Source organism: Marinobacter sp. Hex_13 (assembly GCF_001566815.1).
GTDB classification, from domain to species: Bacteria; Pseudomonadota; Gammaproteobacteria; order Pseudomonadales; family Oleiphilaceae; genus Marinobacter; species Marinobacter salarius.
In genome coordinates, this window is record NZ_LSMM01000027.1 from 115,555 (window position 1) to 130,737 (window position 15,183).

The following is a 15,183-nucleotide window of genomic DNA, read 5'->3' on the forward strand; positions in this document are numbered from 1 at the left end:
AAAAGGAAGCGAACAATGCAGGCAGAGCTGATCGAGATACGCAACCACCTGGCCCAGCACGCCCCGTTTGATGAAATGCCGGAGAATGTCCTGGACCGTATCGTCTCCAGCATCGAAGTCGCCTATTTCCGCGCTGGCACAGACATTCTCACGCTGGGCGAACGAAACACCTACCTGCACTATGTGCGCAGCGGCGCCGTCGAGATTTATCGCCGCTCTGGCGAGCTATACAACCGCATTACCGAAGGTGAGATTTTCGGTCAGTTTGGTCTGCTGATGAACAAAACCGTGCGGTTTCCGGCCAAGGCTATTGAAGACTCCCTGATCTACCTGATTCCCGACGAAATATTTCAATATTTGTGGGAAAACGACGAGAACTTCACCGATTTTGTCGAAATTGAAGACCATTCACGTCTTCGGTCGGCACTTTCACGGCGGGAGAAATCGAATCAACCGATGACAGCACGGGTGACCCGGCTGATTTCCCGCGAGCCCGTGATGGCGCCCAACACCGTGCGCCTTCAGGAGGCCGCCCGAATCATGACGGACCGGGGAGTGTCGGCCCTCTTGCTGATGGACGAGAGCGGCAAACAGCCCCGGCTTTCAGGCATCATTACCGACCGTGACCTGCGCACCCGCGCCCTCTGCGAGGCACTGCCGTCGGAAACACCCATCAGCGACATCATGACGGAAGAGCTGATCACCACCCGTTCCGACGCCTTCATTTTCGAGGCCATGCTGACCATGCTGCACAACAACGTGCACCACCTGCCGGTAATGGAGGGTGACAAGGTGCGGGGTGTGATTGCACTGTCGGACATCGTCAAACACGAATCCCAGAGCAGCCTGTATCTGGTCAGTAACATCTATCATCAGCAGGATGTGAAGGGCCTGAAGCGCCTGAGCAAGGACGTGCCCAACACCTTTGTGCGCATGGTCCGTGAAGATGCGAACTCCCATATGATCGGCAGTGCCATGGCTGGCATCGGGCGCACCTTCAGCCAACGACTGCTTGAGCTGGGAGAGGAGAAGCTGGGGCCACCACCCGTGCCTTATTGTTTTATGGCACTCGGCTCCATGGCCCGGGACGAGCAACTCGTTGTCACCGACCAGGACAACGCCATGGTGCTGGACGACAGCTTCGATCCGGCCCAGCACGACGAGTATTTCCTCGCCCTGGCGAAGTTCGTCAGTGATGGCCTGGCAGAGTGCGGCTACAGTTACTGCACCGGCGATATCATGGCCACCAACCAGAAGTGGCGACAACCGCTGCGGGTGTGGAAGGAATACTTCGCCGACTGGATCGAAAATCCCAAGGCGGAGGCGCTGCTCAATAGCAATATCTTCTTCGACCTGGACGGCATCCATGGCCGCACCGAATATACCGAAGAGTTGAAAACCTTCATTGCGGATAAAGCGAGCAATAGCCAGCGCTTCCTGGCCATGCTGGCCCGCAACGCCCTCAACCGCACGCCACCGCTGGGCTTTTTCCGTACGTTTGTGATGGAGGAAAGCGGCAAGCAGGCCAAAACCTTCAACCTGAAGCGTCGCGGCACGGCACCGGTGTCGGATCTGATCCGGGTGCATGCCCTGGCCTGTGGCTCACGGGCACAGAATACCTTCAACCGGCTCAAGGCCATTGGGCAAACCAAACTGATCCCGGAAGATGGCGTTGATAACCTTCGGGATGCCTTCGAGTTTATTGCCATAGTACGTATTCGACATCAGGCCCTCTCCATCGAAGCAGGAAGAGAGCCAGACAACAATGTGCGGCCGGAAGACCTTTCGCCATTCGAGCGCAGTCACCTGAAAGACGCTTTTCAGGTGGTCGGCCAGGCACAAAAGTTCCTCAAATTCCGCTACAACCCCCAGGCTACCCGGAATGTCTGATGGTAAGGCAGCACAGATCGACACTTTGTCCTGGCCCGAACAGTACCGGGAACTGGCAACACAAACGAAAGACCCGCGACTGAAGACGTTCTACGAGGCAGGTTGTGTGGCGCCGGAAACGCCTCTGAGCGACGTCCCGTTTGTAGCCGTGGATTTCGAAACCACCGGCCTGGACCCTGACAGTCACTCCATCGTCAGTATCGGTGTGGTGCCCTTTACCCTTGACCGTGTGCAACTGGGTGGTTCGCGGCACTGGCTGGTGAAACCGCAACTGCCGTTACACCAGACCTCTATCACGATACATGGCATAACCCATGCCGATATCGACAAGGCCCCGGATCTGGCCGACGTACTGGACGAATTTCTGGAAAGCATGGCCGGGCGCGTACCGGTGGTGCACTACCGCAATATCGAACGTCCGTTCCTGAACATGGCACTGAAGTGGCGAATCGGGGAGGACATACGCTTTCCGGTGATGGATACCATGGCCATTGAGGCTTACCTGCATCCGAACCGGAAACGCTCCTGGTGGCAGAAGTTGAAGGGTCAGCAGCCGATCTCAATTCGGCTGGCAGACAGCCGGCGGCGGTATGGGCTGCCACACTACCCACCGCACAATGCCCTGGTGGATGCGCTGGCCAGCGCCGAGTTGCTGATGGCGCAGGTCCAGCATCACTTTTCGCCAGAGACCCCCATCGGGGATCTCTGGCTGTAACGGGTTGTCTTAGTTGGAAGCGGTACGGCTGGCTTCTTTCACTTCACTGATCAGCGCGCCATAACCTTCCTTCTCCATGTTCTCCAACGGGATGAACCGGAGCGCGGCCGAGTTCATGCAGTAGCGCAGCCCCGTTGGCGCCGGGCCGTCGTTGAACACATGCCCGAGGTGGGAATCCGCATAGCGGCTACGGATCTCCGTACGGGTCATGAAGAAGCTGTTGTCCTCTTTCTCCACCACCATGTCCGGGCTGATCGGCTTGGTAAAGCTGGGCCAGCCAGTGTTGGACTTATACTTGTCACGGGAAGAGAACAGCGGCTCGCCGGACACAATGTCCACGTAGATACCGGCCCGTTTTTCATCGTAATACTCATTACGATAGGCAGGCTCGGTGCCATCCTCCTGGGTGATTTCGTACTGCGTCTCGGTCAACCGTGCCTTGAGTGTTTTGTCGTCAGGCTTGGTGAACGTGTCCGGATTGAATGCCTCAACCCGGCTGAGGTTCATGCCGGTGTTGCCCTCAGATGCTTTGTTAACAGTGGCCTGTGCGGAACCACCGTTGTTCTCGGGGCGATACTGCGCATAGTCCACTTTCTCGTCATCACCCCAGACTTTCTCGATAAACTGGTAGCGGCCGGAGTTGAAGGTGTAGAACTGGTAGCGCACCGGGTTCTTCTTGTAGTAATCCTGATGGTATTCCTCGGCATCGTAGAACGCTTCGAAAGGCACCACTTCAATCTTGACCGGATGATCGTAACGGCCGGATTCTTCCAGTGCCTTTATCGAGGCTTCGGCGGCGCGCTTCTGGGCGTCGTTGTGATAGAAAATCGCCGGCCGGTACTGTTTGCCCCGGTCCACATACTGGCCTTTCACGTCGGTCGGGTTGGCCGTACGCCACAGAGCCTGGAGCAGGCCTTCGTAGGTGATCGCGTCAGGGTCGTAGTACACCTGGACCGCCTCGGTATGGCCTGTGCGGCCACCAGCTACCTGTTTATAGTTCGGGTTCTTCTCGTCGCCGCCACTATAACCAGACACCGCCTCAACAACGCCGGGTACTTTCTCTTCATACGCCGCTTCCACGCACCAGAAACAGCCACCAGCGAACGTAGCAACCGCCAGGCCTGGGTCATCCGGGGCGTATTGTGATTCCGTCCCTTTGGAGGCGCCAACCTGGAAACCGGTCAATGCGAACGCTGCCGCAATAGACGTCAGTAACAGATACCGTTTCATAACCTTAACCTCTTGCCTTTTGAATACTGAGACCAGTTTGCACGGGATTCATCACATCACTTTCTCCAGTTTATTACGTTTGTATAACGCCGGAGAGATCACTATGGATGCAGGCAGCCTATTCGGGTGGCCCTACCGGTAAGCGTATGCAGAAGGATGCCCCGCCGGAGCTCAGGTTCTCAACGCAGATATCACCGCCCTGAAGACTCATGATCCTACGGGCGATAGCCAGCCCCAGGCCGGCGTGGCCGGAACCGCCGGACGATTCACCCCGGTAGAAAGGATCGAAAATGTGGGGCAGGTCCTCCTCCGGAATACCGGGGCCACTGTCGTGCACACAGACCTGCGGCAGCCCATCCGCCTGCCCGAACACCACTTCAATGCGGCTCTCTGAGGGACTGTAGGCAATGGCATTGCCGATCAGGTTGTCCAGTACCCGCTCGGTCATGGCCAGGTCCGCGTACGCCAGGGGGAGGTCCGGGTCGCCATCCACCACAAGTTCCAACTGCCGGGTGCTGGCTTCCTGTCCATGTTTCTGGACCACATCGTGCACCAACTCCGCCAGCGGAAAGGGTTCCGGCACGGGCTGCTTTTCCCGGGCCTCGAGAGCAGCAAGCTCAAACAGCTCGTCCACCAGACGGCTCAAGCGTCGGCCCTCCTTGAGGGCAATGTCGAGAAAGCGGTCCTGCTCTTCCGCGGTCAGCCGGTCACGCCTGAGCTTGAGGCTTTCGATATAGCCCTGCATCGAGGCCAGCGGCGTACGCAGGTCATGGGACACCTGGGCCACCAGTTGCCGGCGCTGGGCGTCTTTTTCCGTCAGCAATTCGATCTGGGACGCAATGCGGCTGGCCATGTCATCAAAGGTGGCACCCAGGTAGTCAATTTCGTCGCGCACCACTGGCCGCCGGCCCCGCCAGGTGCTCTGTAGGGCCTGTCGACTCATGTCACTGTGCTCGAAATCTTCCACCAGCCGGGTCAGCAAGGTCAGCCGGCGTGTCAGCAGCCGGAAGACCGCCAGCCCCGCAATCATCACCACCGCCAGACTGATAATCAGAGCCCAGGCGCTCAACTCCACCAACTGGCCACCCCGGGCCATGGTTTCCGCAGCATCGTATTCCTCGCCGCGCAGCACCACATAGAGATACCCTTCAGGGTTTTCAACCGACGGCACCGGCGTTACGGAAAAGACTTTCTGCCGGTCATGGCTGCGGGGGTCGTCGCCCAGTACCGGGTAGCTGTCCATATCGTTCATCAGGCGGCGGATGGGTTCGAGCGAGACCTGCTTGCGTTTGATCTTCGCCGGATCAGCGGAGTAAGAGAGAATGGTGCCGTCCAAATCCAGCAGGTAGATTTCAATGCTGGGATTGATGGTCATGTACAGCGCAAAGAGTTCTTTCAGGGCGCCGCGGTCGAGTTCCCCTTCACTGACCAGATTCCTGTCTGCCACCAGGTCTTTCGCCAGATCCCGGTGCAACTCCTGATTAACAGACGCGTTGTACTCCCGCAGGGAATACAAGCTGAAAAAGGTGTACAGCAGACCAACGGCCAGCAGGAGCAGGAAAAGACCTAACGTCAGCCGGGTGTAGAGTGTCTTCAGCATGGTTCAGTCCCGGAAGCGATAGCCCACCCCCCAGACGGTTTCGATAAACTCCGGGCGCGCCGGGTCTTGCTCAATCTTGCCGCGCAGACGGTTAATGTGGGTATTGACGGTATGCTCGTACCCTTCGTGGTTGTATCCCCAGACCTTGTCCAGCAGCTGAACCCGGCTGAAGACTCGTCCCGGGTGGCTGGCAAAGTGCCAGAGCAGGTCGAACTCGCGGGCCGTCAGTTCCACCTCCTGTTCCCATACGAACACTCGGCGCCTGGCCGGATCGATACGCAAACCTTCAGTGTCCAATTCACCCAACTCTTCGGGCCCGGACGTTTCGCCTGACGAACTCGACATGGCGTCCACCCGCCGGAACAGGGCTTTCACCCGTGCCGACAGCTCGGCCACGCTGAAGGGTTTGGTGAGGTAATCGTCCGCCCCCATCTCCAAGCCCAGTACACGATCCAGCTCCGTGCTTTTCGCTGTCAGCATCAGCACCGGCACATACCCGGGGCCGGAGCGAATCTCCCGACACACCGAGAGACCGTCCATTCCAGGCAACATCAGATCAAGCACCACCAGGTCGATGTCCCCTTCGCGAAAACGCTCCAGCCCGGTATCGCCCCGGTCACAGAGAACAGCATTCATGCCAAGGTCCGCCACGTGCATTCGCACCAGCTCCCCGATACCCGGGTTATCCTCAACAATCAGTACGTTTCGTGTCATAAGTTACTGGCTCTGGAAGCTCGCAAATTACCGTTAGTTGATACCAGTGTAGAGCCAAAAGTTCACAAATGTATCACGCCGATATCAGGCCTCCAGGCTGCCCAGCAGGCGTTGACGGATAATATTGTCTGCTTCATCCATAATGCGGCCAATCAGTTCCTCACAACTGGGAATGTCGTGAATCAGTCCCGCCACCATGCCACAGCTCCAGGCGGCCTCATCCATCTTACCTTCCTGAAGCACCAATCTGCCTTTCACACCGGTGACCAGATGGCGAATGTCATCAATGGTTTCGGTGCCGGCTTTCGCGTGCTCGATGCGGATGATTTCTTCCACGGCAGCGTTGTTCATTACCCGCTCGGTGTTACGGAGGTTCCGCATAATGAGGCGGGTCTGGAGTTCGTCCGCTTCGACAATGGCCTGCTTGACGTTATTGTGGATGGGGGCGTCTGTGGTGGCCAGAAAACGGGTACCCATGTTCATGCCCTCTGCACCCAGTGCCATCGCGGCTACCAGGCTGCGACCGTCCGCCATACCACCTGACGCAACAAATGGAATGGTGAGTTCTTCCGCAGCGCGGGGCAGCAGGATAAAGTTGGGAATGTCATCCTCGCCCGGGTGGCCGCCACATTCGAAGCCGTCCACACTGACCGCATCGCAACCAATTTTTTCGGCCTTCAGGGCATGGCGCACCGAGGTGCATTTATGGATAACCTTGATACCCGCGGCCTTGAGCTGCGGCATGTATTGCTCGGGACTGCGCCCGGCGGTTTCCACCACCTTGACGCCACCGTCGACAATGGCCTGGATATAGTCCGGATAGGGGGGCGCCTTGAAGGATGGCAGGAAGGTCAGGTTTACTCCGAAAGGCTGGTCGGTCATCTCAGCACAACGTGCAATTTCCCGAGACAGGTCTTCCGGGGTAGGCTGGGTCAGCCCGGTGATTATACCAAGACCACCGGCGTTGGAGACGGCTGCTGCCAGCTCTGCATAACCCACGTGATGCATACCACCCTGGATAATCGGGTGACGGATACCAAACAATTCGGTGATTCTGGTCTTCATAGCGGGCTTCCTATTTTGTCGTTAGAATGAAATCGAGTACCGATACGAGGTTGCAGTGACAGAAAAAACAACAACAAGGGCGACACCAGCAGATGCCTTCCGGCGTGCACGGAGAATGTGGCTGAAAGGTGAACGAATTCATCTGGCATCGCTGTCTGCAGAATTGAATATTGGCAGGGCCACCCTGTTTCGCTGGGTTGGCAACAAGGATTTACTGCTGGGGGAAGTGCTCTGGTCACTCTACGAACCCCTGAGGCTGGAAGCGCTGAACGCAACACCGGGGAACGGCGTCGACTTTGTCGTCGGGGTATACCGTCACATTAACTCCACCCTGTTGCACTCTGAACCTTTGCGGCGGTTTATCCGCGAAGACCCGGAGTACGCACTCAAAATCCTGACGTCATCCCAGTCCACGCTTCACAGCCGTACTGTTGAGGCCAACACCCGCACCCTTCGGGATCAGATTGCGGGCGGACATATTAATCCACCCCTGAACGTGAACAGCCTGTCCTACTTCATGGTGCGCCTGGCCGAATCCTGCCTGTACAGCGACATCATCAACGGTCGCGAACCTCGTGAAGAGGAGCTGGAGGACGCCTGTACCGCTGTTCGTGTAATGCTTGGCGGAACGGCCTGACGAATGGTGGCTGGCCCCGAGGCGGGGGTACCTTTTCTTCTGGGAAAAATAACTCGCTTCGCTCAAACATCTTTTTCCCGGCAGAAAAGGTACCCCCACCCCGTGACCGACCTGGCTTCAATCCAATTGCCATTAGAGCTGTAACGAACGCACCTCCAGAAACTCCTCCAATCCCCACTTACCAAACTCACGCCCGATACCGGAGTGGCCGAAGCCGCCAAACGGCGCCAACGGGTTGAAGTCCCCGCCGTTGACGAACACCTGACCGGTGCGCAGTTTGCCTGCCACTTTTTTCGCGTGGGCGTCATCGGCCGACCAGACAGCTCCGGACAGGCCATAGGCCGTGCCATTGGCGATCTCGATGGCCTCGGCTTCGTCCTCATAAGGAATCACGCACAACACAGGGCCGAAAATTTCCTCCTGGGCAATGCGGCTGTCAGGTTTGACGTTGCCGAACACCGTGGCCTTGACGAAGTAGCCCTTGTCGCAGCCTTCCGGAGCTTCCGGGCCGCCGGCAATCAGGGTGGCGCCTTCTTTGATACCGATGTTGATAAAGTCGATGACTTTGTCCCGCTGCTGGGCCGAAGCCAGCGGGCCCAGGCGTGTGGTTTCTTCCAGCGGATTGCCCGGCGTCATTTTCGCCACCGCATTAGCGGCCAGTTCGCAGGCTTCGTCATGCTTCTGGGCCGGCACCAGCATGCGGGTCAGCGCGGTGCAGGTCTGGCCTGAGTTCAGCAGGCAGTTGTTAACAGTTCCCTTGACCGCTTTCGCCAGGTCAGCATCCGACAGGATAACCGAGGCGGACTTGCCGCCCATCTCCAGGGCAAAGCGCTTGAAGTCATCGGCAGCAGCGTGGGCAATCAGGCTGCCTGTGCGGGTGGAACCGGTGAACGACACCATGTTGACGTCCGGATGTTTGATCAGGGTGTCGCCCACGGTGTGGCCTTCGCCGCAGACCAGGTTGAAAACACCCTTGGGCAGGTCTGTCTGGTCCAGAATATCCGCCAGGATATAGGCACTTTGGGGGGCGATTTCAGACGGCTTGAGCACCACCGTGCAACCGGCGGCAATGGCCGGAACCACCTTGAGGATGACCTGGTGCAGAGGGTAGTTCCAGGGGGTGATGCATCCCACGACACCCACCGGCGTATACTGTACCTCGGAGTTGCCGACCTGTTCGGCAAAGGTGAATTCCGGCAGCATTTTCAGGTAGCTTTTGGTGATGGTGGCCGGCAGCCCCGCCTGAATACCGGTGGCCAGTTTGATAGGCATCCCCACTTCCCTGCACACGGTTTCGGCTATCTCACCCGCCCGTTCTTTCAGGCCGGCATGCAATTGCTCCAACACGTGCAATCGCTTTTCCAGTGTGCTTTCCGACCAGCTTTCGAAAGCAGTGCTGGCAGCAGCGATGGCCTTTTCCATTTCCTCGCGACCGGAGGCGGGAACCTTGGCAATCACGTCGCCAGTGGCCGCTTCGTGAACATCAATGGTCTCTCCATTCCAGTTCTGCCATTGGCCGTTGATGTAGTTTTTGCTGAGATCATTCATGGTTCTGCTCCTGAATCAGTCGAACACGATCACGCCACGGGCGTTCTTGCCAGCCAACATATCATCGAAGGCCTGGGGTGCGTCATCAATGTGGTAAGTGCGGGTGACAAGTTCGTCGAGTTTGAGTTTGCCCGCTTTGTAGAGCCCCAGGATACGTGGGAAATCGTATTGTGGACGTGCGGAGCCCAGCCAGCTGCCCTTGAGGGTTTTCTCGTCGGCTGGAAGCGTCAATGTGGTGATAGAAGTTCTATCCTTTGGGTCTGAAACGCCCACCACCACGGCGGTACCACCCCGACCCAGGCATTTGTAGGCCTGTTCAACCACTGCGCCGGCGCCCACGCATTCGAAGGCGTAGTCCACGCCGCCCGTGAGTTTTTTCACGGCTTTGGCGCCGTCCTCCACCTCGCTGATATTGACGGTGTGCGTGGCACCGAACTCACGGGCCATTTCCAGCTTTTTCTCGTTGTTGTCCACTGCCACGATCATTTCCGCGCCGGCGGTGACGCAGCCCTGAATGGCGTTCAGCCCCACGCCGCCTATACCGAATACCGCCGTGCGGGACCCCGGTTCAACGTTGGCGGTGTTGAACACGGCACCAACGCCGGTCATCACCGCGCAGCCCACCAGAGCGGCGTTCTGCATGGGCACGGATTCATCCACTTTGACGCAGTTGTCCACGTGCATGGTGGCATATTCCGCCATCACGCCGCAGGCGCCGAACACGTTGAGATCCTCACCATCCGCGCCTTTGGTGCGAACAGTGCCATCGGGCAGGGTAAACATTGCTTTCCGGGCGTTTTCACAGAGCACCGGGCGGCCACGAACACACTGACGGCATTTGCCGCACATGGAAATAAAGGAACTGACCACGTGGTCGCCTTCCTTGAAGGCGGTGACACCCTCGCCCACTTCAATAACAACACCGGCGGCTTCGTGACCGAGCACCAGGGGCGCGGGGTAGGGAATTTTGCCGGTGGTGGCGGACTGGTCACTATGGCAAACGCCACAGGCTCCGATCCTGATGGTGATTTCGTCCCGCCTCGGACCTTCCACGGTAATGGTTTCCACCTGAACGGGTTGGCCCCATTCGCGGCAGACGACGGCTTTGGCTTTTCTGTCCATTCTGTTTACACCACCTCGAAAAGACCAGCCGCGCCCTGGCCACCGCCAATGCACATAGTTACGACCACATACTTGGCACCACGGCGCTTACCTTCGATCAGGGCATGACCGGCCAAACGAGAGCCCGTGACACCGTAGGGATGGCCAATGGAGATAGAGCCGCCGTTGACGTTCAGCTTTTCCATGGGAATGCCCAGGCGATCACGGCAGTAAACTACCTGCGACGCGAAGGCTTCGTTCAATTCCCACAGGTCGATATCGTCCATCTTCAGGCCATTCCGCTCCAACAGGCGTGGAATCGCGAAAACAGGGCCAATACCCATCTCATCCGGCTCACAGCCCGCCACCGCGAAGCCGCGGAAAATACCCATGGGCTCGATGTTGTTCTTCTCGGCGTAGGTGCTGTTCATCACCGTACACACGGACGCACCGTCAGACAGCTGGGACGCGTTACCGGCGGTCACGAACTGGTTGTCTCCGCGCACCGGATTCAGGCCTTGCAGACCCTCCAGCGTGGTGTTGGGGCGGTTGCACTCGTCACGGGTCAGGGTGACGTCCTTATAACTGACATCACCCGTCTCCTTGTCCTTCACCATCATAGTGGCGTCAAAGGGCACGATTTCATCGTCAAACCGACCCGCTTCCTGAGCTGCGGCGGTGCGCTGCTGGGAGATCAACGCGTACTCATCCTGAGACTCACGGCTAACGCCATAGCGCTGCGCGACAATGTCGGCGGTCTCAATCATCGCCAGATACAGCTCGGGCTTGTTCTTCATCAGCCAATCGTTGGTAGCGTGGAAGCTGTTGAGCTTCTCGTTCTGCACCATGGAAATGGATTCGACGCCACCCGCCACCATGGCCGGCACCTTCTCCGACACCACCCGCTGGGCGGCAATGGCGATGGACTGAAGGCCGGAACTACAGAAACGGTTGATCGAAAGCCCTGCCGTCGTCACCGGCAGACCGGCACGAATCGCCGCCAGCCGAGCGATGTTCTTGCCCTGGGCGCCTTCATGGAACGTGGCGCCGAGGATGACATCTTCAACAATGGACGGATCAATACCCGCACGCTCAACAGCTTGCTGAATAACGTGACCAGCCAGGTCCACGCTGTGGGTGTTGTTCAGTGCGCCACGGTAGGATTTACCAAGACCGGTACGGGCAGTGGAAACAATAACGGCATCAGACATAACAAACTCCTTCGTAAACGTGTAGGTGGCTCAAACCTCGGGACCAGCCACCACACCAGCAGGCCAGGCTTTTAAAGGTCCGAAAACTTGCGCCCTTCACTGACCAGTTTTTGCAACAGGGCTGCTGGCTTCCACTGCTCGCCCCCCAGGTCATCATAGAACTGCTCAATAGTGCCAAGAATGACGTCCAGGCCAATCTGGTCCGCCCAGAACATCGGCCCACCCCGATAGGCCGGAAAGCCGTAGCCGTAGATCCAGGTAATGTCGATATCCAGGGACCGGTCCGCGATGCCCTCTTCCAGAATCTTGGCACCCTCATTGACCATCACGTACATGCACCGCTCCAGAATCTCCTGGTCGGTGATCTCGCGGGACTTGATACCCTGCTCCTGACGGAACTCGGCAATAACCCGGTCCACCTCCGGATCGGGAATCGGCTTGCGATTACCCTCTTCGTATCGGTACACGCCCGCCTGGGTCTTCTGGCCAAGGCGACCCTGCTCCGCCAGCTTATCCATCCAGCTCGCTGGCACATCTTCACCTGCCTTGCGACGCTCCTGACGGATGCTGTAGCCAATATCGATACCGGCCAGGTCCGACATCGCAAACTGCCCCATGGGGAAGCCCAGGTCGGTCAGTACCTTGTCCACCTGTTGCGGGCTCGCACCTTCGTTGACCAGCGCCATGGCCTCAGCACCCCGCTTGTGCAGCATGCGATTGCCGACGAAGCCATAGCAGTTGCCCACCATGACCCCGACCTTGCGAATCTTCTTCGCCAACGCCATGGCGGTGGCCTTGACCTCATCAGAGGTTTTTTCGCCGCGCACAATTTCCAGCAGCTTCATCACGTTGGCGGGGCTGAAGAAATGCAGGCCAATCACGTCCTGCGGACGTTTCGTCGCCGCCGCAATGTCATCAATACTGAGGGTGGAGGTGTTGGACGCCAGAATCGCACCCGGTTTGCAGGCGTCGTCCAACTGACCGAAGATCTTCTTCTTCAGGTCCATGCTTTCAAACACCGCCTCGATCACCAGATCCACGTCGCTGAAATCGTCATAGGTCAGGGTGCCGCTGATCAGGCTCATGCGTTCCTCAACCTGGGCCTGGGTGATACGGCCTTTCTTCGCGGTGCTCTCGTAGTTTCGGCGAATCACCGCCAGACCCTTGTCCAGCGCCTCCTGCTTGACCTCGGCGATGGTCACGGGTATCCCGGCGTTGGCGAAGTTCATGGCAATGCCGCCGCCCATGGTGCCGGCGCCTATAACGCCCACTTTATGGATGTCACGAACAGGTGTTTCCTTGGGAAGACCTTTCACTTTGGAGACTTCCCGCTCGGCAAAGAAGGCATGAATCAGGCCCGCACGCTGCGGGGACTCCATGCACTCCATAAACAGTTCACGCTCACGCTTCATGCCGTCTTCAAAGGGCAGGCTGAAGGCGGCTTCCACCGCATCCACGCACTTGAACGGGGAAAACTGGCCCCGCGCTTTCTTCTGCAGGCCAGCGCGGAACTGTTCAAACACCTCGCTACCCTTGTCGGCCTCGAGTTTATCGGTCAGATCCCGTACGCGACGGACCGGTTTGCCTTCGTCCGCAATTTTCTGTGCGTAGGCCAGACCCGCAGCCTTGATATCACTGCCGTCCTCGACCGCATCAACAATGCCCAGTGTCAGAGCATCGTTAGCGCCCACGAACTCGCCGGTGGTAATCATTTCCAGGGCCTTCTGGGCGCCCGTCAAACGCGGCAGACGCTGGGTACCACCTGCCCCCGGCAACAGGCCCAGCTTCACTTCCGGCAACCCCACCTTGGCACTGCTCAAAGCCACCCGGTAATGGCAACCCAAAGCGGTTTCCAGGCCTCCGCCCAGCGCAGTGCCGTGAATAGCCGCGACAACCGGCTTGTCGCCGTTCTCATACTGTTCGATCACAGCAGACAGGCCGGGCTCCTGCATGGGTTTGCCGAATTCGCGAATGTCGGCCCCGGCAATAAAAGTGCGGCCTTCGCACACCAGCAACAGTACCTTGGCGTCGGCGTCTTTCTGGCCCTGCTCCAGTGCAGCCACCAGGCCGGAACGAACCGCATGGCTGAGGGCGTTCACCGGCGGATAGTTCACGGTGATCACGCCAATGGAGCCTTCCCGGTTATAAGTCACGACCTCAGACATAATATCTCCTCGCCATATATGGAATGTAGTTTTAACAAGCGAAACATAGTCACGATTTAATACAAGTTTTAGGCAGGTTTCAACCATGAACTAAAATGCAGGCATAAAAAAACCCCAGAACGAATTCTGGGGTTTTTCGAGAAAATCGGCTCGGGGAAGGCCCGGACGGGGATCTCTCTCCGAAACACGCTGTAAATACATCCCTGTACGCTCGGCTCCGCCATCCATGGCTCCGCACGGTTTCGGAGAGAGATCCCCGTCCGGGCCCACGATTTATCAGTTAGCCCGCAAAATCAAACACCAAGCGATTCAATATCGCTGGCCAGCATCGCCAGTTGGTGAGCAATGGATTCCCGCAGCTTTTCCCCGGAAATCAGATAGGAAGGCGCCGCACAAGTCAGCGCCATAATGGTGCCGTCCTGCAGGTGAATGGGCACACCCGCAGAGTTGATGTTGCGATCCCACTCGCCGAGCGACAGGCAGAAGCCATACTTTTTGTAGTCTTCCATCGAGCGTTCAAGGCCCTCCTGCTTCTCCGGCCAGGCGTCGCCATATTTGGCTTCCATGGCGTCAGTAATCACCTTGCGGCCTTTATCCGAAATGGCACAGTAGTAGGCTCGCCCGGCCGATGTGGTGGCCATGGGCAGCTTCAGACCGATGTCCATACGCAACAGCGATGCTTCCGGCGGCAGACGATTTTCCACATAGATCATGTGCAGACGATCGCGGCAAGTCAGGCCTACGGACATGTTGGTCTGACGGGCAAACTCGTCCATGTAAGGCTTCGCCAGCTGGCGCACTTTAAGGTTGGAAACGTAGGCGTAACCAAGAGCCAAGACACCGGAGCTGAGCTGGTACTTTTCCAACTGGGCGTTATAACTGAGGTAACCCAGCTTGGTCAGGGTGTAGGTCATACGCGAAACGGTGGGTTTCGGCAGCCCGGTCAGGCGCGCGATGTCCTGATTGCCCAGAATCACCGAGCCCTGGCTAAAGGCGCGAAGCACATCCAGGCCACGGGAAAGTGCCTCTACAAACTTGCGATCTTTCTCAGGCTTTACCGGTTCACCATCACCGGATGCTGCCAGGAGTTCCGGCGGGGTGGCTTGTGCTTTTGTCATAAACGGGCGTCCTCCAACAGCTGCGCCTGATCCGCTGTGCCCGGGCTACCGGGGCTATGCTCGGATAGTAAGAAAAGATGCGGTATTTTAATCGCTGCAGATATCAAGTACCAGAAACCATTATCAAAAGTCGTGCCAAATATGAAACACTCTTCCTTTATGTTTCAATTCTCTTCCAATATCGCGACA

The 15,183-nt window shown here is 57.9% G+C and carries 12 protein-coding genes; 3 read left to right on the forward strand and 9 right to left on the reverse strand.

Annotated features, from left to right (window positions below; all coding sequences use genetic code 11):
• Positions 1 to 15 precede the first annotated feature (15 nt).
• Positions 16 to 1,890, forward strand: coding sequence for a putative nucleotidyltransferase substrate binding domain-containing protein (locus AXW11_RS06640; RefSeq protein WP_036202158.1), 1,875 nt, complete (start codon positions 16 to 18; stop codon positions 1,888 to 1,890).
• Positions 1,883 to 2,605, forward strand: coding sequence for a 3'-5' exonuclease (locus tag AXW11_RS06645; protein ID WP_041335606.1), 723 nt, complete (start codon positions 1,883 to 1,885; stop codon positions 2,603 to 2,605). Before AXW11_RS06640 ends, AXW11_RS06645 begins: the two co-directional genes overlap by 8 nt.
• Positions 2,606 to 2,614: 9 nt before the next feature.
• Here AXW11_RS06645 and msrB read toward each other — a convergent pair whose 3' ends face one another.
• From msrB to AXW11_RS06665, 4 genes are all read right to left on the reverse strand, one after another.
• A complete protein-coding gene (msrB, locus tag AXW11_RS06650; RefSeq protein ID WP_091641521.1) occupies positions 2,615 to 3,835 on the reverse strand; it encodes a peptide-methionine (R)-S-oxide reductase MsrB in 1,221 nt (406 codons plus the stop codon).
• Positions 3,836 to 3,953: 118 nt separating this feature from the next.
• On the reverse strand, positions 3,954 to 5,435 hold the full coding sequence (locus tag AXW11_RS06655) for a sensor histidine kinase (protein ID WP_091641519.1): 1,482 nt from the start codon (positions 5,433 to 5,435) through the stop codon (positions 3,954 to 3,956).
• A 3-nt stretch (positions 5,436 to 5,438) separates the two neighbouring features.
• Entirely contained in the window at positions 5,439 to 6,149 is a 711-nt protein-coding gene (locus AXW11_RS06660; protein ID WP_036202148.1) for a winged helix-turn-helix domain-containing protein, read from the reverse strand.
• A gap of 84 nt (positions 6,150 to 6,233) precedes the next feature.
• Positions 6,234 to 7,214, reverse strand: a complete 981-nt coding sequence (locus AXW11_RS06665; protein ID WP_075195530.1) for an NAD(P)H-dependent flavin oxidoreductase — start codon at positions 7,212 to 7,214, stop codon at positions 6,234 to 6,236.
• A 115-nt stretch (positions 7,215 to 7,329) separates the two neighbouring features.
• Between AXW11_RS06665 and AXW11_RS06670 the strand changes: the two genes are divergently transcribed.
• Entirely contained in the window at positions 7,330 to 7,851 is a 522-nt protein-coding gene (locus AXW11_RS06670) for a QsdR family transcriptional regulator (RefSeq protein WP_174447638.1), read from the forward strand.
• A gap of 132 nt (positions 7,852 to 7,983) precedes the next feature.
• On the opposite strand, the gene AXW11_RS06675 is transcribed toward AXW11_RS06670, so the two are convergent.
• From AXW11_RS06675 to AXW11_RS06695, 5 genes are all read right to left on the reverse strand, one after another.
• Positions 7,984 to 9,399 (reverse strand): aldehyde dehydrogenase family protein, encoded by a 1,416-nt coding sequence (locus AXW11_RS06675; protein WP_041335598.1) that lies wholly within the window; start codon positions 9,397 to 9,399, stop codon positions 7,984 to 7,986.
• Between the two features lie 15 nt (positions 9,400 to 9,414).
• A complete protein-coding gene (locus AXW11_RS06680; protein WP_041335596.1) occupies positions 9,415 to 10,521 on the reverse strand; it encodes a zinc-binding dehydrogenase in 1,107 nt (368 codons plus the stop codon).
• Between the two features lie 5 nt (positions 10,522 to 10,526).
• Positions 10,527 to 11,711: an acetyl-CoA C-acyltransferase gene (locus AXW11_RS06685; RefSeq protein WP_091641516.1), complete on the reverse strand. Its 1,185-nt coding sequence runs from the start codon at positions 11,709 to 11,711 to the stop codon at positions 10,527 to 10,529.
• Between the two features lie 71 nt (positions 11,712 to 11,782).
• Complete coding sequence (locus AXW11_RS06690) at positions 11,783 to 13,876, reverse strand: 3-hydroxyacyl-CoA dehydrogenase NAD-binding domain-containing protein (protein ID WP_091641513.1); 2,094 nt, start codon at positions 13,874 to 13,876, stop codon at positions 11,783 to 11,785.
• Positions 13,877 to 14,169: 293 nt separating this feature from the next.
• A complete protein-coding gene (locus tag AXW11_RS06695; RefSeq protein ID WP_041335593.1) occupies positions 14,170 to 14,994 on the reverse strand; it encodes an IclR family transcriptional regulator in 825 nt (274 codons plus the stop codon).
• Positions 14,995 to 15,183 lie beyond the last annotated feature (189 nt).